General features: G+C 68.8%; 19 protein-coding genes. 5 read left to right on the top strand and 14 right to left on the bottom strand.

What is annotated here, in order from left to right; translation table 11 throughout:
- Window positions 1-56 precede the first annotated feature (56 nt).
- From ACMYLB_RS14795 to ACMYLB_RS14820, 6 genes are all read right to left on the bottom strand, one after another.
- Window positions 57-1595, bottom strand: a complete 1539-nt coding sequence (locus ACMYLB_RS14795) for a hypothetical protein (RefSeq protein WP_415907740.1) — start codon at window positions 1593-1595, stop codon at window positions 57-59.
- Window positions 1592-2515, bottom strand: coding sequence for a PEP-CTERM sorting domain-containing protein (locus ACMYLB_RS14800; protein WP_415907741.1), 924 nt, complete (start codon window positions 2513-2515; stop codon window positions 1592-1594). Before ACMYLB_RS14800 ends, ACMYLB_RS14795 begins: the two co-directional genes overlap by 4 nt.
- A 119-nt stretch (window positions 2516-2634) precedes the next feature.
- The gene (locus tag ACMYLB_RS14805; RefSeq protein ID WP_415907742.1) at window positions 2635-4068 is read right to left on the bottom strand and encodes a PP2C family protein-serine/threonine phosphatase; all 1434 of its coding nucleotides are present in this window, start codon (window positions 4066-4068) and stop codon (window positions 2635-2637) included.
- A 91-nt stretch (window positions 4069-4159) separates the two neighbouring features.
- Window positions 4160-4675 carry an STAS domain-containing protein gene (locus tag ACMYLB_RS14810; protein WP_415907743.1) on the bottom strand — a complete coding sequence of 172 codons (516 nt, stop codon included), beginning with the start codon at window positions 4673-4675 and terminating at the stop codon, window positions 4160-4162.
- Between the two features lie 57 nt (window positions 4676-4732).
- The gene (gene acnA, locus ACMYLB_RS14815) at window positions 4733-7420 is read right to left on the bottom strand and encodes an aconitate hydratase AcnA (protein WP_415907744.1); all 2688 of its coding nucleotides are present in this window, start codon (window positions 7418-7420) and stop codon (window positions 4733-4735) included.
- 72 nt (window positions 7421-7492) lie between these two features.
- The gene (locus ACMYLB_RS14820) at window positions 7493-7966 is read right to left on the bottom strand and encodes a redoxin domain-containing protein (protein WP_415907745.1); all 474 of its coding nucleotides are present in this window, start codon (window positions 7964-7966) and stop codon (window positions 7493-7495) included.
- Between the two features lie 214 nt (window positions 7967-8180).
- On the opposite strand from ACMYLB_RS14820, the gene tyrS reads away from it, so the two are divergent.
- Complete coding sequence (gene tyrS / locus ACMYLB_RS14825; protein ID WP_415907746.1) at window positions 8181-9485, top strand: tyrosine--tRNA ligase; 1305 nt, start codon at window positions 8181-8183, stop codon at window positions 9483-9485.
- Between the two features lie 37 nt (window positions 9486-9522).
- On the opposite strand, the gene ACMYLB_RS14830 is transcribed toward tyrS, so the two are convergent.
- The 4 genes from ACMYLB_RS14830 to sugE form a co-directional block, all read right to left on the bottom strand.
- The gene (locus ACMYLB_RS14830; protein ID WP_415907747.1) at window positions 9523-9753 is read right to left on the bottom strand and encodes a type II toxin-antitoxin system HicA family toxin; all 231 of its coding nucleotides are present in this window, start codon (window positions 9751-9753) and stop codon (window positions 9523-9525) included.
- A gap of 7 nt (window positions 9754-9760) precedes the next feature.
- The gene (locus ACMYLB_RS14835; protein ID WP_415907748.1) at window positions 9761-10030 is read right to left on the bottom strand and encodes a hypothetical protein; all 270 of its coding nucleotides are present in this window, start codon (window positions 10028-10030) and stop codon (window positions 9761-9763) included.
- Window positions 10031-10062: 32 nt separating this feature from the next.
- A complete protein-coding gene (locus ACMYLB_RS14840) occupies window positions 10063-11703 on the bottom strand; it encodes a 2-oxoadipate dioxygenase/decarboxylase family protein (RefSeq protein WP_415907749.1) in 1641 nt (546 codons plus the stop codon).
- A gap of 139 nt (window positions 11704-11842) precedes the next feature.
- Entirely contained in the window at window positions 11843-12160 is a 318-nt protein-coding gene (gene sugE, locus ACMYLB_RS14845) for a quaternary ammonium compound efflux SMR transporter SugE (protein ID WP_415907750.1), read from the bottom strand.
- 274 nt (window positions 12161-12434) lie between these two features.
- Between sugE and vorB the strand changes: the two genes are divergently transcribed.
- The 3 genes from vorB (at window position 12435) to ACMYLB_RS14860 (ending at window position 17536) form a co-directional block, all read left to right on the top strand.
- Window positions 12435-13841, top strand: a complete 1407-nt coding sequence (gene vorB / locus ACMYLB_RS14850; protein WP_415907751.1) for a 3-methyl-2-oxobutanoate dehydrogenase subunit VorB — start codon at window positions 12435-12437, stop codon at window positions 13839-13841.
- Between the two features lie 41 nt (window positions 13842-13882).
- Window positions 13883-15316, top strand: a complete 1434-nt coding sequence (locus ACMYLB_RS14855; RefSeq protein WP_415907752.1) for a 2-oxoacid:acceptor oxidoreductase family protein — start codon at window positions 13883-13885, stop codon at window positions 15314-15316.
- A 90-nt stretch (window positions 15317-15406) separates the two neighbouring features.
- Window positions 15407-17536, top strand: coding sequence for a CoA-binding protein (locus tag ACMYLB_RS14860; protein ID WP_415907753.1), 2130 nt, complete (start codon window positions 15407-15409; stop codon window positions 17534-17536).
- A 221-nt stretch (window positions 17537-17757) separates the two neighbouring features.
- Here ACMYLB_RS14860 and pgl read toward each other — a convergent pair whose 3' ends face one another.
- From pgl to ACMYLB_RS14880, 4 genes are all read right to left on the bottom strand, one after another.
- Entirely contained in the window at window positions 17758-18501 is a 744-nt protein-coding gene (pgl, locus tag ACMYLB_RS14865) for a 6-phosphogluconolactonase (protein ID WP_415907754.1), read from the bottom strand.
- Window positions 18502-18776: 275 nt separating this feature from the next.
- Complete coding sequence (locus tag ACMYLB_RS14870) at window positions 18777-19742, bottom strand: glucose-6-phosphate dehydrogenase assembly protein OpcA (protein WP_415907755.1); 966 nt, start codon at window positions 19740-19742, stop codon at window positions 18777-18779.
- 135 nt (window positions 19743-19877) lie between these two features.
- Entirely contained in the window at window positions 19878-21419 is a 1542-nt protein-coding gene (gene zwf, locus ACMYLB_RS14875; RefSeq protein WP_415907756.1) for a glucose-6-phosphate dehydrogenase, read from the bottom strand.
- A gap of 416 nt (window positions 21420-21835) precedes the next feature.
- The gene (locus ACMYLB_RS14880; protein WP_415907757.1) at window positions 21836-22330 is read right to left on the bottom strand and encodes a YraN family protein; all 495 of its coding nucleotides are present in this window, start codon (window positions 22328-22330) and stop codon (window positions 21836-21838) included.
- Window positions 22331-22433: 103 nt separating this feature from the next.
- Between ACMYLB_RS14880 and ACMYLB_RS14885 the strand changes: the two genes are divergently transcribed.
- Window positions 22434-24632 carry an ATPase, T2SS/T4P/T4SS family gene (locus ACMYLB_RS14885; RefSeq protein ID WP_415907758.1) on the top strand — a complete coding sequence of 733 codons (2199 nt, stop codon included), beginning with the start codon at window positions 22434-22436 and terminating at the stop codon, window positions 24630-24632.
- Window positions 24633-24819: the final 187 nt, after the last annotated feature.

The following is a 24819-nucleotide window of genomic DNA, read 5'->3' on the forward strand; positions in this document are numbered from 1 at the left end:
AACGGGTAGGCCCGGGGCGGGCAAACGCAAACGCGTTTTCCCCTTATGCCAGTCGCTCAATTCCCGCCGCGGGCGGACCGCGCGGCGGCGGGCGGCGGCTCCACGCGCGCCTGCAGGGCGAGGATGACCTCGCGCGGCAGCGGCAGCACGTTCACCAGCCGGCCGACGGAGTTCTCGACCGTGAGCGAGCGCGCACGAAAATCGATGGCCCGGATCGCCGGATAGCCGCTGAAGGGCGGCTGCTTGCCGTGCGTCTGCCAATAGGCGGCGTCCTTGTCCGCGCCGCACACCACGCCGGTCACCCACAGCCCCGCGCCGTCGCACACGGCCTCGAGCAGGCCCTCGCGCTGGACCCGGGCGCTCAGTTCGCGGTAGCGCCGGGCGCCGGGATGCGCGATCAGCGCCGCCGCGATGCGCTCGACGCGCCGCTCCTGCAGCGGCTGCGCCAACAGCCGGCGGAACGCCACCTCGGCCGCGCCGTCGTCGCGCGCGATCATGGCCAGCTCGAACTGGGTCAGCTGCTGCTCGAACTCGCCGAACGGCGGGCCGTAGAAATCGAGCAGCACCTGCGCCGCGCCGGGATCGCCCAGCTCGGCCACGCGCAGCACCTGATACCGCGCGTAGAAGGGATTCAGCGCGCCGTTGAAGGGCGCGCGCAGCCGGCGCCGCGCTCCCGCCGTGTCGCCGCAGCGCACGTCGAACTCCGCCCGCACCAGCAGCTGCGCGTGCGGGGCCAGGGAGGCCAGCACCGGCTCGACCTTCCCGCGCAGTTCGGCGGCCTCGGTGGCGCCGAGCGCGCGCACGGCCACCAGCGCCGCCCGCACCCACACGGCGGCGCGCGCGGGATCGGCCTTGGCCATCGCCAGGCTGAACGACGCCAGCCGCACCATGCGATCGAGCGAGAGCAGCGTGTCGTGGTAGACCACGGCGGTCCGCGCCGCCTGCGCCGGATGCTCGCGCAGCAGGCGGTCGAACTGCTGGTCGGACGAGATCACGCTGCCCTGGAACATCGCGATCTGCGCCAGCAAGAGCGCGGCGTCGTAGTTGTGCGGGTCGCGTTGCTGGGCCGAGAGGAGCGCGAGGTGCGCCTCGTTCAGCCGCCCGCGGCCGAACGCGTCGATCGCGCGCTGGAAAAGGTGCTGCGCCTGCACCGCGCGGATCTCGTGCCACCAGCCGGGCCACGCCACCTGCGCGAACGAGACCGGCGCGCCGCCGACCCCGCGGAGAAAGGCGAAGATCGCGATGACGCCGGCGAGATAAAGCGCCAGTCCCACCCCCAGGCCCCAGCCGGCCACCCGCCCCCAGAACGGGCGCACCTGCGCCGCGTGCACGGAGCAGCGCCAACCGTCCGGGGTGGAGACCAGCAGCGGACAAATCGGGCGAAACCGCGCCGGGTCGTGCCAGTGCAGCACCGCCTCGCAGCGCACGTGCCCGGGCACGCTGTCGTCGCTCTCGTTCTGGCACGGACAGCGTCCCCGGCGTCCGCGCGCGACGTAGGCGGTCTTGCGCGCGTTCCAGTAAAACAGCGCGCCGCCGAACCGGCCGGCATCGGCCAGCCAGTCGAAGGCGCGGCGCAAGGTCCGGCCGCCGCTCACCCCAGTGAGGCCGGCGCGCGCCGCGAAGCCCGCCGCCGGTAGGCGATCCAGCCTCCCGCCAGCAAAAGGGCGCCGAGCTGCGCGTAGGTCGCCGGCTCAGGCACGCGACCGAACGCGTCGATGGCGGGCGTGATGGCGCCGAGATCGGCCCAGGTCGCCGTATTCTCGGTCGTGCCGTTGGTCAGCGCGTTCTTGTTCGCGCCGAAAAGGTCCTGGTTCAGCGCGTTGGTCTGCGTGGAGGTGAACGCGATGAAGGAAATCTTGGTCGTGTAGTCGTAGACGAAACTGGAGAAGGCCGATCCCGCGTAGGCGCGGATGCCGGCCTGGAGCGCGGAGAAGCTGACCGCGAACGTCAGCCACGAGTCCTGCGTGCCGGCGAAGTTGTAGCCGTCGTTGGTCGCGGAGAGATCGTAGGTCGTGTTGACCGTCAGGCTGATCTTGGTCGTCTGGTTCGTGTCGATCGTCCAGCTCGTGGTGCTCGGGCCGGTGTTGGCGTCGGTGCCGGGCGTGCCGAAGTAGACGGTGCGCGAGCGGTTGTTCACGTTGCCGGAGCCCTCCGATATGACCATCATGACGTCGACCGAGCCGTTGCCGTCGAGATCGAGGCCGAGGCCGACGTTGCCGCCGTTGCCGCCGAACTTGTCGGCGCCGGAATAGTCGTCGAAACGGAAGCGCCAGGCCACGTAATTGGTGCCGCCGATCGTGCCGGCCTTCTGCATCATGCCGTAGTAGGTGGAGTCGCCGACGTAGTCGTCGGTATGCTGGCCGGTCTGCTGATCGTTCTGGGTGTCGGACATCACCGTGCCCGAGCCAGTATACCAGGGATTCCAACCTGTCGTGTCCGTCACGCTGATGGCCGACTGCGCGTGCAGCGCGATCACGCCCAGCACCGCCGCGGCGCCGCAAACGGCGGACCGCACAAGGCGACGGGGGGTGTGGCTGAGGCTCATCTGGGGTCAACAGACAGGTTATCACCCCAAAAGAAAACCACGCAGGAGGACATGGCCACTCGGCCCTAACGCCTAGGGCCAGGGCATGGTCAGGAACGATGCCTGATCGTGAGCAACGTGAAGTCGTCGCGCGGCTCGCCGCGACTGAAACTGCTGACCGCCTTCATGATCGCCGTGTTGATCCCGGCGGCGGGCTGGTCCTGGGCGGCGCGCACGGCGTCGGCGAGGCGGGCGTTGCCGAACTCCCGACCGTCGTCGTTGGGCGCCTCGGTCAGCCCGTCGGTGAAGAGCACCAAGACCGCCCCCGCACCGAAGCCGGCCTCGCGATCCTCGATCACGGCGTCGAAGACCTCGCTGTCGACCAGCCCGAGGGGCATGCCCTCGGAGCCGACGAAGGCGTGGCGGAAACCCCGCGGGCCCGTCTCGGCCAGCAGCGGCAGCTCGTGCCCGGCGCGCGCGAACACCAGGTGCGAGCGCGCGACGTCGACGATGGCGTAGGTCATGGTGATATACATGCCGGCGCGGATGTCGGCCGACAGCGAGCGGTTGAGCTCCTTCAGCACGCCGGCGGGCGAAGCGTGCCGCGGCGCGATCGCGCGCAGCGAGGTGCGGCAGATCGCCATGAGCAGCGAGGCGGAGATGCCCTTGCCCGACACGTCCGCCACCGCGACGCCGAGGCGTCCGCCCTCGAGGGGAAACACGTCGTAGAAATCGCCGCCGACCTTCTGCGCGGTCATGTAGCGCGCGTCGATCTCGAGACCGGGCACGAGCGGCATCTCGCGCGGCAGGAGCATCTGCTGGACATCGCTCGCGAGCGTGAGGTCGAGGTCGATGCGCTGCTTCTCGACCTCGAGGGCGACGAAATCGGCGTTGTGCACCGCGAGGCCCGCCTGCTCCGCCAGCGCCTCGACGAGGGAGTAGTCGGTCTCGGTGAACGGCAGGCCGTCGGCCGCGTTGCAGACGCAGAGCACGCCGATGAGTTTCGACCGGACCATGATCGGCGCCGCGATGACGGAGCGGACGACCAGCGCGGGGTCGTCGTGCTTGACGATGCGCGGGTCGCCCGGGGCGTTCACCACCAGTTCGCCGCGACCGGTGGCGGCGACGCGGCCGACGATGCCCTCGCCGACCGGGAACGACTCCGAGCGCAGGACCTGGGCGATGAACTTCGCCCGCGAGCCCATCTGCATGCGCTGGGTGTCCGGGATCGGCCGGTGCGGCGGGAAAAGTCCCTCGACCGCGACGCCGCGCATCATGTCGTCCGCCCCCCGCTCGAAGATGCAGGCGCTGAGCGCGCCGGTGCTCAGGATCGAGGCGTGGACGATCCGCTGGAACAGCTCGTCGCGCGACAGCCGCTCGCCGACCGCGTCGACCATCGTGTGCATGTAATCCAGCACGATCTGCCGCTCCTCGAGCAGCGAGCTCTTCTCCTCCTCCACGCGCGCCGCCTGGCGCTGCGCCCGCCAGTAGAAGGCGTAGACGAGCATCGCACCGGCCATCGCGCCGAGGAGGAACAGCATCATGGTCCGGACAACTTGAAACCGCGCCCGCGGAAAGCCGAGCCGATTTCCGCCGGCCGCCGGCGCGGGCGCCCGGGCGGTCCGCCCGTCCCGCTCAGCGCCCCTGCTCCACGCGGCTGCGGAGGAAGGCGAGCACGTCCTGGAACTTGGCCGCGTTGGCCGAGTCCGCGCTGACGAGATTCTCGTGGGCCTCGAGCACGAGCTTGGCGCTCTCGATCTCGTCCTTCTTCTGCTCGGTCAGCGCCTGCGACTGCCCGCCGTCGAAGCTGAGGTTCGTGACGCCGGCGTCCACGGTGGCGAGGCGGTGCAGGCCGAGGTTGCGGATGAGCTCGAGGTTGCGCTCGCCGACGCGGACGAGCGTGACGCTGCCCGGCGGATTGAGCTTCTTCATCTGCAGCGCCGCGCCGGCGAGGACGCCGAGGAAGGTGCTGTCCATGCTCGTGCAGGCCTGGAAATCGAGGACGAAGCGGGACCGGCCCTGCTTCACCATCTCGCTGAAGAAATCCTTCAGGCTGCCGCTGTTCGTGAACGCGGCGCGGCCGTCGATGCGGACCAGCACCGGATCGGCGTAGGCGTTGACGAGGAAGACGGGTTTCGCGGTTTCGGGCATGCGGGAGGGAAAAGGAGGCGGGGCGCGACCGGAAGGCCGCGCCCCGCCGGAGAGCAATCAGTTCTTCGACACGATCTGGCGCAGCACGTAGGGCAAAATGCCGCCGTGCTGGTAGTAGTCGATCTCGATGGGCGTATCGATGCGGCAGGTGACCGCGACGTCCTGCACCGAACCGTCCTTGCGGGTGATGCGGAGCGTGAGGTCCTGCTGCGGCTTCACCGCCGGGCTGAGGCCGACGACGTCGTAGGTCTCGGTGCCGTCGAGCTTCAGGGTCTGGGCGGTCGTGCCCTCCTTGAACTGGAGGGGCAGCACGCCCATGCCGACGAGGTTGGAGCGGTGGATGCGCTCGAAGCTCTGCGCCACGACGACCTTCACGCCGAGGAGGTTGGTGCCCTTGGCGGCCCAGTCGCGGGAGGAGCCGGTGCCGTATTCCTGGCCGGCGATGACGATCAGCGGCGTGCCCTGCTTCTGGTAGGCCATCGAGGCGTCGTAGATCGACGTCTTCTGGCCGTCGGGCCCGAGCGTGTTGCCGCCTTCCTCGCCGCCGAGCATCAGGTTCTTGATGCGGACGTTGGCGAAGGTGCCGCGGGTCATGATGCGGTCATTGCCGCGGCGCGAGCCGTAGGAGTTGAAGTCCTCGAAGGCGACGCCGTTCTCGAGGAGGAACTTGCCGGCGGGCGAGCTCTTCTTGATCGCACCGGCGGGCGAGATGTGGTCGGTCGTGACCGAGTCGCCGAAGATGCCGAGCGCGCGGGCGCCCTTGATCTCGGCGATGGTGCCGGGCGACATCGAGAAGTTGGTGAAGAACGGCGGCTCCTGGATGTAGGTCGACTGGGAGTCGAACTCGTAGACGTTGCCGACCGAGGCGGGGATCTCGTTCCACTTCGGGTTTTGCGCCGCGAAGTCCTTGTAGAGCTTGCGGAACACCTCGGGCTTGAGCGCGGACTGCATGGCGTCGCGCACTTCCTGGAGCGAGGGCCAGATGTCGGCGAGGTAGACGGGCGCGCCGTCCTTGTCCTTGCCGAGGGGCTCGCAGCTCAGGTCGATGTCGACGCGGCCGGCGAGCGCGAAGGCGACGACGAGCGGCGGCGACATGAGGAAGTTGCTCTTGATGTTCTGGTGGACGCGGGCCTCGAAGTTGCGGTTGCCCGAGAGGACGGAGGCGGTGACGAGGTCGTTCTTCACCACGGCGTCCTCGATGGCGGCGTCGAGCGGGCCGGAGTTGCCGATGCAGGTCGTGCAGCCGTAGCCGACGGTGTTGAAGCGGAGCTTGTTCAGGTAGGGCTGCAGGCCGGTCTTCTTCAGGTAGTCGGTGACGACGCGGGAGCCGGGGGCGAGCGAGGCCTTGACGGCCGGGTTGACCTTCAGGCCCTTCTCGACGGCCTTCTTGGCGAGGAGGCCGGCGGCGAGCATGACGCTCGGGTTGGACGTGTTGGTGCAGCTCGTGATGGCGGCGATGAGGACGGAGCCGGTGCCGACGGTGGCCTTCTTCTTGGCGGTGGTCTCGACCTTCACGGACTTGGCGAACTCGGCGCGGGTCTTGCCGAAGCCGTTCTCGGTCACGGGGCGCGACACGGCCTTGAAGAACTCGCGCTGGAGATTCTGCAGCTCGATGCGATCCTGCGGGCGCTTCGGGCCGGCGACGCTCGGGACGACGGTGCCGAGGTCGAGCTCGACGACCTGCGAGTAGTCGATCTGGCCGGCCTGCGGGATGCCCCAGAGGCCCTGGGCCTGGTAGTAGGCTTCGTAGGTGGCGACGTCCTTCTCGGAGCGGCCGGTGGCGCGGAGGTAGTTGGAGCACTCGGCGTCGATCGGGAAGAAGCCCATGGTCGCACCGTATTCCGGCGCCATGTTGGCAATGGTGGCGCGGTCGACGACCGGCAGCGCCGCGGCGCCGGGGCCGAAGAACTCGACAAATTTGCCGACGACCTTCGTCTTGCGCATGAGCTGTGTGACGGTGAGCGCGAGGTCGGTGGCGGTGACGCCTTCCTTGAGCGCGCCGGTCAGGTGCACGCCGACGACGTCGGGCGTGAGGAAGTAGACGGGCTGGCCGAGCATGCCGGCCTCGGCCTCGATGCCGCCGACGCCCCAGCCCACGATGCCGATGCCGTTGATCATCGTGGTGTGCGAGTCGGTGCCGACGAGCGTGTCCGGATAGTAGACGTCGCCGGCGTTGAGCACGCCCTTGGCGAGATACTCGAGGTTGACCTGGTGGACGATGCCGATGCCCGGCGGGACGACCTTGAAGGTGTCGAAGGCCTGCATGCCCCACTTGAGGAACTGGTAGCGCTCGCGGTTGCGGGAGAACTCGAGGTCGAGGTTCTTCTGCATCGAGTCGGCCGCGCCGGCGAAGTCGACCTGCACGGAGTGGTCGACGACGAGGTCGACGGGCACGAGCGGCTCGATGATCTTCGGGTTCTTGCCCATCTTGGCCACGGCGGAACGCATGGCGGCGAGGTCGACGAGCAGCGGCACGCCCGTGAAGTCCTGCAGCACGATACGCGCGACGACGAAGGGAATCTCGGCGGTGCGGGCCGCGTTCGGCTGCCAGCTCGCGAGTTCCTTGATGTTGGACTCGAGCACGCGCTTGCCGTCGCAGTTGCGCAACACGGCCTCGAGGACGAGGCGGATGCTCACCGGGAGGCGCGAGACGTTGAAGCCGGCCTGCTCGAGGGCGGGCAGCGAGTAGAACTTCTTGCCACCGGCGAAGGTCTGCAGGGTGTTGAAGGGATTCGGGAGGGACACGGGATTGTCGTTGGTTGAAAAGTTATCGCGCGGTTCGCGTCGTCGGCGAACCGCCACCGCGGCGCAGGCAGCTTACTTCGCCAGCGCGGCCTTGATCTTCTCGAAGCTCGGCAGGTCCTTCGGCGTCGGGGTCTGCTCGGCGTATTTGATCACGCCGTCCTTGCCGATGACGAACGCCGCGCGGGCCGACGTGTCGCCGACGCCGGCGAGGTTCAGAAACACGACGTCGTAGGCCTTGGTGGTCGTCTTGTTCAGGTCGGAGAGGAGCGTGACCGTGATCTTGTTGGCCTTGGCCCAGGCCTCGTGGGTGAACGGGCTGTCGACGCTGATGCCGTAGACGGTGGCGCCGAGGCTGGCGTAGCCGGAGAGGCCGTTCGAGATGTCGCACATCTCCTGGGTGCACACGCCGGTGTAGGCCAGGGGGAAGAACAGGAGCACAACCTGGTCCTTGCCGAGATGGTCGCTGAGCTTGATGTCCTTGAGACCGTCCGCGGTCTTGGTCTTGAGCGTGAAATCCGGGGCTTTGGTGCCGACTGCGAGTGCCATGGTGGGTGTGGATTGAGGTTGAGGAGTCGCCGGAAGAGACGGCGGCGAAAGAAGGGGCAAAGTAGAGCCGCGCTCAAGCGTGCGGCAACCCCCTTTTCACCGTATGAGCTGGCTTACTTTTTTCGCGTCGGCGCCCATTAGTTTCCGTCTTCCGGCATAGCCAACTCTCCCCTTGCCTCCCGCCCCGGCGCGCCGGTTAACTCGCCGCTCTCCCATGAGCGACATCCTCTCCGACCTGCAGTGGCGCGGCCTCCTGGCCGATTGCACCGATCTCGACGGCCTGCGTCAGCGGCTGGCGACCGGCTCGCCCCTCACGGTCTATTGCGGCTTCGACCCGACCGGTGACTCGCTCCACGTCGGCCACCTCATGGGCCAGCTCACCCTCGCCCGCTTCCAACGCGCCGGCCACCACGTCATCGCCCTCGCCGGCGGCGCCACCGGCATGGTCGGCGACCCCTCCGGCCGTTCCGCCGAGCGCAACCTGCTCACGCGCGAGCAGCTCGACCACAACATCGCCTGCATCAAGGCCCAGCTCTCGCGCCTGCTCGACTTCTCCGCCGCCGCCAACCCCGCGCGCCTCGTCGACAACGCCGACTGGATCGCGCCGTTCAGCTTCCTCGAGTTCCTCCGCGACGTCGGAAAGCATTTCTCGCTGAATGTCATGCTGGCGAAGGACTCCGTGCGCTCGCGCATGGAAGGCGACAGTGGCATCAGCTACACCGAGTTCAGTTACCAGCTCCTGCAGGCCTACGACTTCTTCCACCTGAAGAAAACGTTCGGCTGCGAGCTGCAGATCGGCGGCTCCGACCAGTGGGGCAACCTCACCGCCGGCACCGACCTCATCCGCAAGAAGCTCGGCCCCGACGCCACCGCCTGGGGCTGGACCTTCCCGCTCATCACCAAGAGCGACGGCACGAAGTTCGGCAAGACCGCCAGCGGCGCCGTCTGGCTCGACCCGCAGAAGACGAGCCCCTACCGCCTCTACCAGTTCTTCGTGAACACCGAGGACGCGAAGGTCTGCGAATACCTGCGCAAGTTCACCTTCCTCACCCGCGAGCAGATCGAGCCGCTCGAGGCCGCGCACGCCGCCAATCCCGGCGCCCGCGAGGCGCACCGCGCCCTCGCCCGCGAGGTCACGACGCTCGTCCACGGCGCCGACGCCCTCGCCGGCGCGCTCAAGGCCAGCGAGATCCTCTTCGGCGGCTCGCTCGACGGCGTCACCGAGACGATCTTCAACGACGTCGTGGGCGAAGTCCCGACCAGACCATTAAACCATTCGAGCGTTGGCGAAGCGCGGGTTCCCATCGTCGATCTGGTATTCTTCTCGGGCCTCGCGCCATCCAAGGGTCAGGCTCGAAAAGACGTCGAGTCCGGCGGCATCTATGTGAACAACGATCGAGTCGACATGACCTTCACTCTCACGCCCGAGAAACTGCTATTCGGACGCTACCTTCTGCTCCGAAAGGGCAAGAAAAACTACGCCGTCCTTGATTGCTCGTTCGGATCGGTCGTTTCGTGATGGAGCCATGACGTTGCGCATTCGCGCGACAGGCAAATTACGCCTGACCGATTGCTCGCAGATACTCTTCCCGCGAAATTCCTGCCGTGCGCAGGTTATTCCGGATGATGAACACCGGAACCTCGTCGTAGCACGGAATCACAACCGGGCGGGCTACGCCCGGCTTCACGTAGGATCGATGACTCCCCTCTTGTCGTTTGAATTCGAATCCCGCGCGGATGAACACCGCCTCCAACGTCCGCCAGTGAACCGGAACGATGCGCGGCATGGCGGGCCTACGCAGAGAGCAGCGTGACGGCTTTTTCGGTCTTGAGCCACTTGGGACTCGACCAGCCTCGCGCTCCTCGCGTGTAGCCCGTTTCTTCCAGCACCTGCTCCAACGTGCCCATCTGTTTCGCGGTATCGAGAAAGAGGGTGACCGCCTCCTTCAGGGCCTTGCGCGCTTTCGCTGGCGTGGTGCCACTGCTCGCCACATCGAGCGGCATGGCGTGAGCGATGAATTGATCGCCCTCCTGCCAAAGCTGCACCGTATAGCCAAGCTTCATGACGTGAACGAAAGCCCTCAATCTCGTCCGCGTCAACTTCCCGCATCGATCCCCAGCTCCCGCCGGGTCGCCGCGCGCGACTCCGCCTCGAGCGCCGCGTAGGTCTCGTTCGGGTCGATGATCTCTCGGCCGAGCACGGTCTCGAGCTGCGCCTGCGTGTAGGTCGGCTTCGCGTGTGCCGTGGACTGCGTTCCGTATTGCTGAAGGTTCGAGGCAAAGATGCCCGCGGCGCTGATCGGCAGGAAGTCCTCGTAGCGCAGGCCCTCGATCGCCACGTGGCCCGCGCGCGCGAGGGCCACGAGCTCCTGGCTCGGCAAGCGGCCCGCCTTCGCCGCCGCGCGGCCGGCGTCGGTCGCGTGGAAGCGCGCGAACACCAGGCCCTGCTCCACCAGCGCGATCAGCTGCTTCGGGAACGGCGCGAACGCCTCGCTCGCGAGCCGCTCGTAGGCGGCGAAATCCTTCTTCGCCAGGCCGGGGTGCCGCTCCTTCGCCGCGTCGGCGGCGGCGAGGCAGCGGTCGTAGAGCGCGCGGCCCTTCGGGGTCGTGGCGTAGAAGCGCTGCTCGATCTCGCCGAAGCGCGCGGTGTGCGACGTGTCGACCGTGCGGCCGTCGGCGTTCGTGAAGCGCACCGGCTCGGTCAGGGCCTTGTAGGAATCCTGCCGCAGCAGCACCGGCGTGTCGGCCGCCGGACCCTCCGTCGAGTCCTTGAAGCCGCTGTGCTTGTGCCGGGAGAGGTTGAGGTCGTCCTGCTTCAGGCGCTTGGTCAGCGCGTCCACGACCGCGGCGATCGCGTCGGCCGGCAGCGGCGCCGGCTCGAACGCGGCGAGCTCCGCGGCGGTGAGATGCTTGAAGTGCAGGCGCAGGTAGTCGCGGTCGCATTGCGCGGCGAAATGCTCGAGCGCCAGCGTCGCGTGCGCGCGGAAACCGGCCTCGCCCATCTCGCCGAGGCAGAACTTCATCGCGCTGGTGTAGGCGTCCATCCAGAGCGTGTTCGGCGTGAGGTGATTGAGGTGGTGCGACTCGAAGCACGCGATGTCCGCTGCGATCTTGAAGCCGGCCTGGCTCAGCTCCTGGTAGAGGTCGTGGTCGCGCGCGCGGCCGGTCCACTTGAAGATGCGCTGCGTCGCCTCGCGGATCAGCGCGTCGGCGTCGGCCCAGCCGAGACCGCCGTCGCGCTCGCCCTGCTCGATCAGGCGCTTCGCCTCCGGGGAAAACACCTGGCGCGTCGCCAGCGTGGCCTCGATGCGCGCGCGCGTCGCCGGATCGAACCAGTCCGTCATCAGCAGCGAGGTGAAGACGCGGTGCTCGGGGTTCCGGCGGGAGCGGAACGCCGTGGCGATGATCGGCTGGCTCTTCGCGCCGACGTTCGTCATGTCGTAGAACGCGTGCGGCTCCATCGCGAACTGCGCGAAGAACCGCCCGATCCAGCGATACTCGTCCGGGCGCCCGATGCGGATGGCGCCGTGGCGCTCGCCGCTGGTCTTCTCCAGCTGCTCCGGCGCGAGGGCGAAGCCGCGCCAGCGCCGGGCGATCAGGCCGCACACGCTCTCGTTGACCACGCGGTTCACGAGGAGCGACTTGTCGTAGAGCGGCACCTCCGCCCCGAACATGCGGGAAAGTTCGGCGAACAGCCGGTGCTGCATCTCGAGTTTGTCGGCGTGGGCGGCGGGCATGCGAGAGCGCCAGAAAAACTTTCCCCGGGCCGAACGCAAGGGGTCGCCCGCTAGCCGCACGGCCAAGGCGTCACTTATCAGCCGGCGGCGGCCCGCCATCAGCTTTCCGTAATTCCCGCCGGCGCGGGCCGGTCGACCCTCAGCGCGCCGTGAACTTCAGCCCGACGATGCCGGCCACGATCAATCCCATGCACACCAGCCGCGCCGCCGTCGCCGGCTCCTTGAACAGCGCGATGCCCGCGATGGCCGTGCCGACGGCGCCGATGCCGGTCCAGATCGCGTAGCTCGTGCCGAGCGGCAGGCCCTTCACCGCCTGCGCCAGGCACCAGAAGCTCGCGAGCATCAGCACGACCGTGACGACGCTCGGTCCGGGCTTCGCGAAGCCGTCCGTGTATTTCAAGCCGACCGCCCAAGCGATTTCGAGCAGGCCGGCGACGATGAGCCAGAGCCAAGGCATGGAGGAGGGATGAAGGACGAATAAAGAAGTGGGAAGGACGAAGAGCGTCCAGCTCGCCCGGCCGGCCCGACCTCCCCGTTCTTCTCTCATCAATCATCCCTCACCCCTCTCCCTTCCTCCCTGCCGGCCCTCCTCCTTTCGGCGTAACCACCCTTCCCAAGCCCTGCGCATCGTCGCGCAAGCCCTGCACAGAGGCGGCGCCCGCGCCCGACTACACTGCGGAAAAACCACGCCGCGTCGCGCGACCGCGTTCGCCCGAACGGCCTCCCCGCCCATGACCGCCCCCGCCCGACCGAAACCGTTTCTGCAGCCGGAATACTGCAAAGGCTGCCTGCGCTGCGTCGACGCCTGCCCCAAGCACTGCATCGGACCCGGCTCCGAAATCAACCCCGCCACCGGTCTCATCCCGGTCGAACTCCACCTCGACGCCTGCAACGGCTGCTCGCTCTGCATGCAGGCCTGCCCCGAGCCCTACGGCCTCCGCCCCGAGACCGAGCGCGCCCACCCGGATCACACCGGCCGCGGCGACGACTTCGACCTGCAGGATCCGGCGAAGCTCTTCGGCCCGAAGCCCGTCACCGTCGATCCGGCGCGCGACGAGCTCGACACCTCCATCGTCACGCCGGTCTGCGAACCGCTCGTGCTCAAGGGCAACTACGCCGCCGCCATCGGCGCGCTCTTCGCCGGCTGCCGCCACGTCTTCGGCTACCCGATCACCCCGTCGACCGAGGGCGCCGAGCTGATGGCGAAAATCCTTCCCAAGCTCGGCGGCGCCTTCGTCCAGGCCGTCTCCGAAACCGCCGCGGTGAACATGATGTATGGCGCCGGCGGCTCGGGCGTGCCGTGCATGACCTTCACCAGCGGACCGGGCTTCTCGCTCATGCTCGAGGGCGTCAGCTACATGATCGGCGCCGAGCTGCCGGGCGTCTTCGTCAACGTCATGCGCGGCGGCCCCGGCCTCGGCAACCTCGGCCCCGAACAGGCCGACATCAAGCTCGCCTGCCGCGGCCTCGGCCACGGCAACACCCACGCCATCGTCCTCGCGCCCGGCACGCCGCAGGAGATGCTCGATCTGACGATGGACGCCTTCACGCTGTCGTTCCGCTATCGCATCCCGGTCGTGATCCTCGGCGACGGCTACCTCGGCCAGATGACGGGCGTCGTCAAACTCCCCGACACCATGCTCAAACGCGGCCGGCCGGCCTGGGCCGTCTGCGGCGACCGCGGCCACCGCCACAATCTCATCTCCTCGATCGAACTCCTCGAAACCGACCTCGAGAAGCGCAACGAGCACCTCAACCGCAAATACGACCGCATCGCCGCGCAGGAACAACGCGCCGACCTCTACCGCTGCGACGACGCCGACGTGCTGATCGTCGCCTGCAACACGCCCGCCCGCATGGCCAAGGGCGCCGTCGAGGTCGCCCGCGCCGAGGGCCTGAAGGTCGGCCTCTTCCGCCCGGTCACGCTCTGGCCCTTCCCCATTCGCGCCCTCGCCGACCTGCTCCCGCAGACCAAGCGCCTCATCGTCGTCGAGGCCGGGCCCGGCCAGCTCGAGGACGAGCTCCGCCTCGCGCTCTCCCACGCCGGCTTCAACCCGCCGCGCCTCGAACACGTCCGCCGCCACGGCGGCGTCCTCCCCTCGCAACGCGAAATCCTCAACCAGCTCCTCGGCCGGTAAGAGCGCCTGCACCGACCGCCCTCCCTCAACCCACTCCCCCCATGAGCGGTGTCTTCTACGAAAAATTCGAGCGCCACGCCCACGGCGAAGGCCTCAAGGCCCACAGCACGCATTACTGCCCGGGCTGCGGCCACGGCGTCGTCCACCGCGACATCGCCGAAGTCATCAACGAACTCGGCGCGCAGGACCGCACGATCTTCATCTCGCCGGTCGGCTGCTCCGTCTTCGCCTACTATTATTTCGATACCGGCAACTCGCAGGCCGCCCACGGTCGCGCGCCGGCCGTCGCCCTCGGCCACAAGCTCGCCTCGCCCGACTCGCTCGTCATCTCCTACCAGGGTGACGGCGACCTCGCGTCGATCGGCCTGGCCGAGACCATCTCCATCGCCCAGATGGGCCTGCCGCTCACGGTCATCTTCATCAACAACGCCATCTACGGCATGACCGGCGGACAGCTCGCGCCGACCTCGCTCGTCGGCCAGAAGACCGCCACCAGTCCCGACGGCCGCACCCGCGCCATGGGCCAGCCGCTCAAGATGGCCGAGCTCATCGCCCAGCTCGACGGCCCGATCTACGTCGAACGCGTCGCGCTCTACGACGCCAAGAATCGCGTCAAAGCCCGCCGCGCGATCAAGAAGGCGCTGCAAAACCAGCTCGAGGGCCGCGGCTACTCCTTCATCGAGGTCCTCTCCGAATGCCCCACGCACCTGAAGCTCTCGCCCGTCGAGGCGGAGAAATGGGTGCAGGAAAACATGGAGCCGATCTTTCCCCTCGGCGTGAAGAAGGACCTCAGCGCCGCCACCGAGCCGTGGTTCAAGGGCCCGCGTCCCTCCTACGAGCCCGAGGAAGTCCTCGGCCTCGCCGGCGCCGAGCCCGCGCTGGAGGAAAAGCGCCGCGCCGAGTGGCCCGCGCACGTCGCGAAGCGCGACCTCTCCTTCAAGTTCGCCGGCTCCGGCGGCGACGGCGCGCAGACCGCCGCGCTCCTCCTCGTCCGCGCCGCCATCGAGCTCGGCTACGACGCCACGCACATCCCCGCCTACGGCCCCGAGTCGCGCGGCGGCACGAGCTACGCCGACGTCCACATCGCCGCCACCGAGGTGCTCAACCCCGCTGCGCCCGAGCCCGACGTCCTCGTCGCCTTCAACGCCCCGAGCCTCACCAAGTTCGCGCACACCGTCGTCCCCGGCGGCACCATCCTCTACGACAGCACCATCGTCACCGTCGCCCCGGCCGATCTCCCTCCCGGCCGCACCATCCTCGCGATCCCGTTCACGAAGATCGCCGCCGACCTCGGCAAGCCGATGGTGAAAAACGTCGTCGCGCTCGGTGCGCTGCAGTCCGCGACCAAGCTCCTCCCGGACGACGCCCTGATCGAGACGCTCGCCCACGTCCTCAAGGACAAGGCCGCCGTGCTCCCCCTCAACCGCTCCGCCTTCGCCGCCGGTCTCGCTGCGGTGCAACCCGTCACAACGTAAGCCTGCGCCGTGGGTAGGGGCGCTTGCCCTCAAGCGCCCTTCGAAGGGCCGTTGAGAACAACGGCCCCCACCATTTGCCCCGCCTCCCCGATGCCAACCGAGATTCGACGCTCCGCCTTCCTCTGCGAAACCGAGGCCTACGATCTCCTCGCGCGCGCCGGTCTCCGTCCGCCGCGCCACGGCCTCGTCGGCGGCTTTCTGCCGTTCACGCCGGAAGAACCGATCGTCCTCAAGGGCCTGGGCGACGAACTCTGGCACAAGTCCGAGCTCGGCTGCGTGCGCATGCTCCCGTTCGACGCACCGCGCCTCGCCGCGGAGGCCGCCGCCATGCGCGAACGCGTCGAGCACGCGGGCCACGCGTGGATCGACGCGCTCGTCTGCGAGCGCATCGCCATCCAGCGCCACCGCGACGTCCCCTCCGAGGCCTTCGTCTCCCTCTCCCGCACCGACGCCGGCTGGGTGATCCTCTGCGGCTTCGGGGGCCTGCAGGCCAACGCCCTCGCCGAGCTCGCCCCGCCCTGCCGCTGGCCCGTCGACGTCGTCACGGCCGAACAGGCCCTGGCCGAATTCTCCGCCCACCTCCTCGGGCGCGCCTGGCTCGGCCGCCTGCGCGAGACGCACCCGCTCACCACGACCGACGACCTGGGCGCGTTCTTCGACTCCCTCTGGGCGCTCGCCGCGCTGTGCGAGGAGCAGGGTCTCGCCCTCCTCGAACTCAACCCCGTCGCGCTCGATCCGTCCGGCACCCCGCGTCCGCTCGACGCCGTCGGACGCTACGCGCCGCTTCCGCCCGCGCGCCTCGCGCCGGCCGCGGGCTTCCTCGCCGCGCTGCGCGAGCCGCGCCGCATCGCGCTCGCCGGCGTCTCCGCCCAGGAAGGCGGCGTCGGCCGCACCATCCTCGACAATCTTCGCCGCTACGCGCTTCCGCCCGGCAACCTCGTGCTCATCAAGCCGGGCCACGCCGACTTCCTCGGCCTGCCGTGCCTCCCCGACGTCGCGCCGCTGCGTGACGCCCCGGTCGACCTGCTCATCCTCGCCCTGCCCGCGCCCGCCGCCGCGGCCACGCTCGAGGCGCTGATCGCCCAGGGCGGCGGCGCCACCTGCGTCGCGCTCGTCGCCGGCGGCATCGGCGACGGCGCCGACACCCAGGGCCTCGGGACGACGCTCGCGGCCCTCCTCCGCGACACCCGCGCCGCCGGCCGCTGGACGCCGGCCGTGCTCGGTCCGAACTTCCTCGGCCACTGGGCGCCCGCGCGCAGCCTCGACACGTCCTTCATTCCCACGGACAAGCTCGCCGCGCCGGCCCCGACCGGCGGCGCGCTCACGCTGCTCAGCCAGAGCGGCGCCTTCCTGCTTTGCCGTCGCTCGCGCCAGCCGCAGCTGCGCTTCGGTCTCGGCATCGCCCTCGGCAACCAGATGGACGTCGCGCTGCCCGACGTCCTTGCCGCCCTCGCCGCCGAGGAGCGTCCCGGTCCCGTCGCCTGCTACGCCGAGGGCTTTGGCCCCGGACAGCTCGCGCCGTTCGCCCGCGCCGCCCGCGCGCTCGCGTCGCGCGGCGCCCGCGTGCTGCTGCACCGCGCCGGCCGCACCGAGGCCGGGCAGGCCGCCGCCGCCAGCCACACCGGCGCGATGGCGGGCGACCTCGCGCTCGAACGCGAACTCCTTGCGCGCAGCGGCGTGCGCCTGACCGCGACCATCGCGGAGTTCGACAGCGCCCTCGCCTGGCTCGGCGCCTACCCGCACCTGGCCAAGGGCCCCGTCGCGCTGCTGACGAACGCCGGCTTCGAAAGCGTGAACGGCTCCGACCTCTTCGGACCGGACTTGCCCGCTGCGACGCTGAGCCCGCGCGCCGCGGAGGAGCTCACGGCCGCGCTCGTCGCGAAAAACCTTGGTGGACTCGTCAGTCCCCGTCTCCCCCTCGACCTGACCCCCATGGCTGACGAGTCCGCCTTCCTCGCGAGCGCCGAGATCCTGTTGCGCGAGAGCGCCGTGCTGGCCGTAGGCCTCGTGCCGTTCACGCGCCGCCTCGGCACCGAAAGCGAGGCCGCGGCGCACTTCGCGGCCAAGCTCGCCGCCCTGGCCCGCGCCGCCGGCAAGCCGCTCGCCGTCGCGATCGACGCCGGCCCCGCCTACGAGCCTTACCGCGCCGCGTTCACGGCGGAGGGCGTCCCGGTCTTCGACCGCATCGAGAGCGCGCTGCTAGGCCTGCGCGCGCTGTAGGCGGTGCGCTGGCGCACTATGGTCGGGACGGTTGCCCCAACCGCCCTTCGCACGCAACGTCGCTGCGATCCCAAGGGCCGTTGGGGAAAACGGCCCTTACCGGCGCGGTCTCTGACCTCGGCGCAGCCCCGCGACGAAGGCGCAGCAAAACGCGCTGTTTCTTCGCCTGGGTCGAGGCCTCGGTTCGCGGCGGGGTCGGGAGACCCCGCCCTACAATGACGCTAGCCCGCCAGGAACTTCGCCGCGGCGGCTTCGTCGACGAGCCACACGACCTTGTCGCGCAGGCCCTTCAGCACCTGCGCGGGGACTTGCTGCGGATTGAACTCGCCGGCGAGCACGCGATGCAGCGCCCCGGCCTTCGCCTCGCCGAGCACCATCACCACGACGAGCCCGCATGCCTTCAGCCCGCTCGGCGTGAGCGTGAGGCGCCAGCCCTTCTCCGGCACGTCGATCGCCGCGAAAAATGCGCCGCCGTCGTCGCGCAGCAGCGGGCTGCCGGGGAAGAGCGAGAGCGTGTGGCCGTCGTCACCCAGGCCGGCGAAGCACACGTCGAAGGTCCGGTCGCGGCCGAACCACGGCGCGTTGATGCGCCCGAACTCCAGCGCCGCCATGCCCGGCGGGATGCCGGTCGACCACGGGTGCTTGCGGTCGGCCGGGATGCCGAGCGGCTTGAGCAGCAGGCGGTCGGCGTTGCCGAAGTTGCTCTCGTGCGAATCCGGGCGCACGTAGCGCTCGTCGCTCACGAACCAGTGCGTCGTCGCCAGCGTCGTGGGCGAGAGCGCGTCCTTCGCCACGCACCACTGATACCACTCCTTCGGGGTCGAGCCGCCGGTGAGCGCCCAGGTGAAATGCTTGCGCGGCGGCGTCTGCCCGCGCTGGCCCTCCGCGACGAACACCGCCGTGCGGAAGCAATCCTCCTTCGAGCCGATGAACACCCGACCGTAGCTGGAGCTGAGTTCCTTCATTGCCAAGGCATGACGAAGCGCACGAAGCCCGCGAAGATCAAGGCGACAAGCGCGCAGCGGTGTTTTGTAGGGCGGGGTCGCCGAACCCCGCCGCGAACAGCGTTCGCAACGCCCGCGACCCGCGAAGACCAAGGCGACAAGCATGCCGCGGTATTTGTAGGGCGGGGTCTCCTGACCCCGCCGCGAACGTGATGAGACTTGAGCAAAAAGGCGGGGTTCGGCGACCCCGCCCTACAGTCCGGCAGCGGCAGCGACGCTGCGCGTCATCCGACCGCTCAGTGGAACATCGCCTCGCTCAGCGCCTCGGCCGGGTCGAGCAGGCGGGCGTTGGCGGTGAGGGTCGTGCGGCCGTGGCCGAGGTCGCCCTCGAACTCCGCCGTGCGGCTGTCGAGGTCCGCCGACCACGTGAAGGTCTTCTGCGGATCGCGGTAGCTGAACGCGATCTCGAAGCAGCCCCGGCACTCCTTCGGCACGATGCCGAAGTCGATGCCGGCCTCGGGATCGGCGCCGCAGCGCAGCAGGCCCTTCTTCAGCCAGCTGATCATCGCCGCCGCCTCCGCGTTGAGGTCCTCGCGGTGCGTGATCTTCACCGCGCGCAGGCCGGCGACGATGTCGGCCGGCGCGTAGCGGCTGAGGAACTGCCCGATCGTCTGGCGCAGCGGACGCGTGCGCGTATACGCGAGGTCGCGCACCGCCGCCGGGTTGGGCCACGGAAACGAGAACGCGTCCGCCGGCACCAGCGCGCTGTCGAAGAGCACGCGCTGCGAGCGCGTGAGCAGGTATTCGTAGGCGGCGAGGCGCTGGTTGGAGGAGAAGCGGTGCGCCCAGTAGTAGAGCGGCAGGTCGGTCGAGAGGCACACCGACACCTGGTGCTGCAGGAAGTCGTGCGTGCCGACCGGATACGCCAGCAGCACGAACTCGCAGCAGCGCGTGTCCTTGCCCGATTTGCCGAGGAAGCACTCGCCGTAGATCTTCGCGCGGAAGACCGTCTCCGCCGCCGGGTCGGGCTCGGGACAGAGCACGACTACCCGGCACGGGTAGCGCTTCGCGAACTCCACCGTGGTGCGGAACTGCTGCTCGGCGTCCGCCGGCGTCGTGTTCAGGCCGAGGTGCAGCACGAGGTTGAGCTGCGTGGCGCGGCTCTCCTGCGCGGGCGAGTCGGCCCAGAGTTTCTTGAAGCCGGCGTTGATGCCGCCGACGGGCACCTCCTGGCCGGGCAGGGCGTTGAAGAGGGCGTGCATCAGCGGAAGGGATGAGGGCTGATGGATGAAGGAGGAAAGGTGCGACCGACCGAAGTCACCCTCCGCCTGCGAAAGTTCTTTTGAGCACCGTTCATCGGATCGCTTCCTCCATCATCCATCGTCCTTCAGAAGTTCTCACGGCTCGCGCCAGCTGTGGCCGTTGGCGGCGAGGAGGGCGTCGGCCGACTTCGGGCCCCACGAGCCGGCGGTGTAGCTGTCGAGGCCGGCGCGCTTCTGCTCGCGCCAATGCTCGAGGATCGGCGTCATCAGCTCCCACGAGCGCTCCGTCTCGTCGCCGCGGATGAAGAGCGTGCCGTCGCCGATCATGGCGTCGAGGACGAGGCGCTCGTAGGCCTCGGGCGTGTTCGAGCCGAAGGTCGTGGCGTATTTGAAGTTCATCTTCACCGGCTGGGTGCGCGTCTCGAGGCCGGGGATCTTCGCGTTGAGGATCATGCTCATGCCCTCGTCGGGCTGGATCTGGAACGCGAGGGTGTTGGCCGCGAGCTGGAAGCGGTCGGAGTCGGCGAAGATGTTTCCGGGCGCGCGCTTGAAGCGGATCGCGATCTCGGTCACGCGGCGGGCCATGCGCTTGCCGGAGCGGATGTAGAACGGCACGCCGTGCCAGCGCCAGTTGTTGATGCTCAGCCGCAGCGCGGCGAAGGTCTCGGTGGTCGAGCCGGGCGTGACATCCTTCTCGCGCAGGTAGCCGGGCACCGGCTTGCCGCCGAGGATGCCGTCGTCGTATTGCGCGCGGGCCACGTCGCTCGCCGCGCCGTCGAGGCGCAGCGGCTGGATGGCGCGGAGGAGCTTCACCTTCTCGTCGCGGATGGCCTCGGCGTCGAGCGACACCGGCGGCTCCATCGCGGTGAGCGCGACCAGCTGCATGGTGTGGTTCTGGATCATGTCGCGCAGCGCGCCGCTCTGCTCGTAGTAGCCGGCGCGGGCCTCGACGCCGACCTCCTCGGCGACGGTGATCTGCACGTGGTCGACGAAATTGCGGTTCCAGAGCGGCTCGAAGATCGCGTTGGCGAAACGCTGCACGAGCAGGTCCTGCACCGTCTCCTTGCCGAGGTAGTGGTCGATGCGGAAGACCTGCGACTCCTCGAACACGGAGGTCAGCTCCTGGTTCAGCGCCTTCGCGCTGGCGAGGTCGCGGCCGAAGGGTTTTTCGATGATCACCTTCGACTGCGTCGGCTTGCCGAGGTGGCGCGCGGCCAGGCCGGCGGCGCCGAGGTTCTGGATGATCGGCGCGAAGACCGACGGCGGGGTCGAGATGTAGAACAGCGCCTGCAGGTCCTGCCCGATCTGCTTCTCCAGCTCGGCGATCTTCTGCGCCAGGCGGGTGAACGCCGCGGGCTCGTCGTAGCCGCCGCTGACGTAGAGCGTGCGCGGGGCGAGGCGCGCCCAGACGTCGTCGCGCAGCTCGCGGCGGGAGAATTCTTTGATCGCGTCGACCGACAGCTGCTGGAATTCCGCGTCGGGCATCGGCTTGCGGCCGTAGCCGATGAGGAAGAAGTCCGCCGGCAGCAGGCCGTCGAGCGCGAGGTTGTAGATCGCGGGCGTGAGTTTGCGCGCCGTCAAGTCGCCGGAGGCGCCGAAGATGACGACGACCGTCGGCGGGGCGCCGCGGTGCTTGCTGAGGCCGTGGAGGAACGGGTGCCGTTCGTGGTCGGGCATGGCGCGCACCATGCGCCGGTGGGGAAAATACGCCAAGGAATTATTCCCGCGATGACACGGCCCAGTGACGCGTGCCGGTTCGGAGGAGCGGAGGACGGAGAACGAAAATTTTCGCGGACGATAAACCGCATTCGACGCAGACGAATCCGATTGGAGGCGGGGCCATCAGCCCCGCGCGGTCTCGGCATCGCTGCGTGCGCCTCGCCGGGCTGATGGCCCCGCCTCCGCCTCACGCACCGGCCCTCGGTAGGGGCGCTTGCCCCCAAGCGCCCTTCCCTCCCGCGTCGCGGCCACAATCCCGAGGGCCGTCGAGGACGACCGAGCGTAGCGACATCCGACACGGCCGCACCCTCTCCGCCGCCCTGCGCACCGACCTCCGTCTTTTGCCCTCTGCCCTCGGTCTTCTGTCCTGCGTCTCAATGCCGCGCGTTGTCGCGCACCTGCTCGATCGAGCCGCTCTGCCGCGCGACGTGGTAGCCCTTGGGGAAGAGCGGCACGTTTTCAAAATGCATGCACTGCGGCGGCAGGCGATCGCTGAGACCGACCTCCACCACGTCGAAGCGGAAGGTCCGCGGCGGCGACGCGAGCGCGCCGAGGTAGGCGTGCACCGCGCGGCGCAGCGCGCGCTTCTTGCGGTCGTCGACCGCGTGGTAGCCGGGCACGAGCGCGTCGACGCTCCGCGCCTTCACCTCGACGAACACCAGCACGTCGCCGTCGCGCGCCACCAGGTCGATCTCGTCGCGCCGGTCGCGCGGGCTGCGCCAGTTGCGCGCCACGATCGCGAAGCCGTGGCGCTGCGCCAGGAAATCCGCCGCCGCCGCCTCGCCGCGCGCGCCGGCCTCGGCCGCCGCCGGAGTCTCTCCGCTCGGCGCCGCGAGTCTCGACCATACGTCGTTCAGCCAGGCGAGCATGGGTAGTTCGCCCTCGACGACGCGTTTTTTTTGACCTACACGCAAGAGCGATTTAGCGCCGCCGCTCATTTCCCCGCGCGGCGCCGGCGTCACCTGACCTGACATGGCCAATCCCAGCAACCTCACCGGCACGCTTCGGCGCTCGCTGCTCATCAAAGTCATCTCGAAGCCCGCCCCCAGCCGCGAGGACGTCAACTCCGTCATCGAGCTGACCGCGAGCAAGGTCGTGGAGGCCCTCCAGGCGCAGTCGATGACCCTCTACCTCGTCGAGGGCGGCGAGATCGCCTTCAAGCAGGTCTATTACTCGCCCTCGCTCTGGGGCCAGGACCGGGACAAGGAAAACCAGTTCAAGGACACCGCGAAGAAGCTCCTCGCGCTCCGGCTCCCCGCCGGCACCGGCAACGTCGGCAAGGTCATCCAGACCGGCGAACCGCTCTTCTTCAGCAACAAGGGCCCCGAGGCCGCCTCGCTCAAGAACATGAACACGGGCTTCGAGGTCCACTCGATGCTCACCGTGCCGCTGAAGACCAACATCGTCATCGGCGCCATCCAGGTCCTCAACAAGGAGCCCGCCGCCGGCACTAACGGCCAGTTCACCCAGAAGGACCTCGCCGTCCTCCAGGAGGTCGCGGAATATTCCTCCACCCTCATCCAGCGCATGCTGGACCCGAAGTTCCAGCTCGGCGCCGAGGACACCGCCAAGTTCATCGCCCGCTTCACCGACCTCCCGCTCGTCACCAAGGTCGAGGATGGCGAGATCGACGAGAAGCTCGTCGAGGTCATCGGCGACGCCGTCATCCGCCGCGAACAGGTCTTCCCGGTCAAGAAGGTCGGCCCCAACGGCGTCAGCGTGCTGATGACCAACCCGCTCGACTACGCGAAGCGCGAGTCCTTCCAGACCGCCTGCGAGCTGCACATCGAGGACGTCCGCGTCATCCCCGCCACCTTCCTCGAGGAGCTGCTCAAGAAATACTTCAAGGACTCCAAGGCCGCCGCCGGCCCCAAGGTCGAGCACGACGACGTCGATATCTCCGAGGTCGCCGACATCATCGGCACCGCCTACGCCGGCGGCGACGGCGAGGTGAAGGCCGAGGAACTCGACAAGGAGGACTCCGCCCCGATCATCCAGCTCGTCAACCGCATCATCGAGGACGCCTACATCGCCGGCGCGTCGGACATCCACATCGAGCCGCAGGAGAAGGAGCTCATGGTCCGCTACCGCATCGACGGCATGTGCATCGAGAAGCTCCGCCTGCCCAAGCAGGTCGTCGGCGCCATGGTCGCCCGCCTCAAGATCATGTGCAACCTCGACATCTCCGAGCGCCGGTTGCCGCAGGACGGACGCATCGTCTTCAAGAAATACACGAAGAAGAACATCGACATCGACCTCCGCGTCGCCACCGGCCCGATGAACCACGGCGAGAAGGTGGTCATGCGCATCCTCGACAAGCAGAAGTCGACCCTGCCGCTCCCCGCCCTCGGCTTCTCCGAGGAGAACCTGGCCAAATACCGCGAGTGCATCCGCCAGCCCTACGGCATGATCCTGCACTGCGGCCCGACCGGCTCGGGCAAGTCGATGACGCTCTACTCCGCGCTCGGCGAGATCAACACGCCCGACATCAACATCCAGACCGCGGAGGACCCGATCGAATACACGCTCGCCGGCATCAACCAGATGCAGATGAACCGGCAGATCGGCCTCACCTTCGCCCGCGCGCTGCGCTGCTACCTCCGCATGGACCCCGACGTCATCCTCGTCGGCGAAATCCGCGACGAGGAGACCGCCGGCATCGCGGTCGAGGCCGCGCTCACCGGCCACTTGCTCGTCTCGACGCTCCACACCAACGACGCGCCCTCCACCGTCGCGCGCCTGGGCGAGATGGGCGTCGAGGTGTTCAACATCTCCGCCTCCCTCGTCTGCGTCTGCGCCCAGCGCCTCCTCCGCCGCGTCTGCAAGAACTGCAAGGTGAAATACAAGCCCGAGGGCCGCGAGTGGGAGATCCTCAAGAAGGCGCTCCAGCTCGAGGGCGAGCCGCCCGAGATCTTCAAGGCCAACCCCGGCGGCTGCCACATCTGCGGCGGCACCGGCTACAAGGGCCGCGTCGGCATCCACGAGCTCATGACCAATTCCGAGGAGCTCACCGAGGCGATCAACAAGGAGGCCGAGGTCGCCGAGCTGAAACGCGTCGCGATGAAGAACGGCATGAAGACGCTCCACCAGGACTCCATGCTCAAGGTGAAGATGGGCCTCACCACGATGGAAGACGCCCTCGCGAACGTCCCGCCCGACCTGATCATGTGAGCCCGAGGCGCCCGGATAGGGGCGCTCGTCGGTGGCAGCGTTTTCGGTAGGGGCGCTTGTCCCCAAGCGCCCTTCCCTCGCGGCGTGATGTCACGTTCCAGGGCCGTTGAGCGCTACCGAGCGCAGCGACAGCGCACACCGCCCCTACCCCGTCCTCCGCCCTCGGTCTTCCGTCCTCCGCGCGCTT

It is taken from the genome of Oleiharenicola sp. Vm1, from assembly GCF_047777955.1.
Classification (GTDB): domain Bacteria; phylum Verrucomicrobiota; class Verrucomicrobiia; order Opitutales; family Opitutaceae; genus Didemnitutus.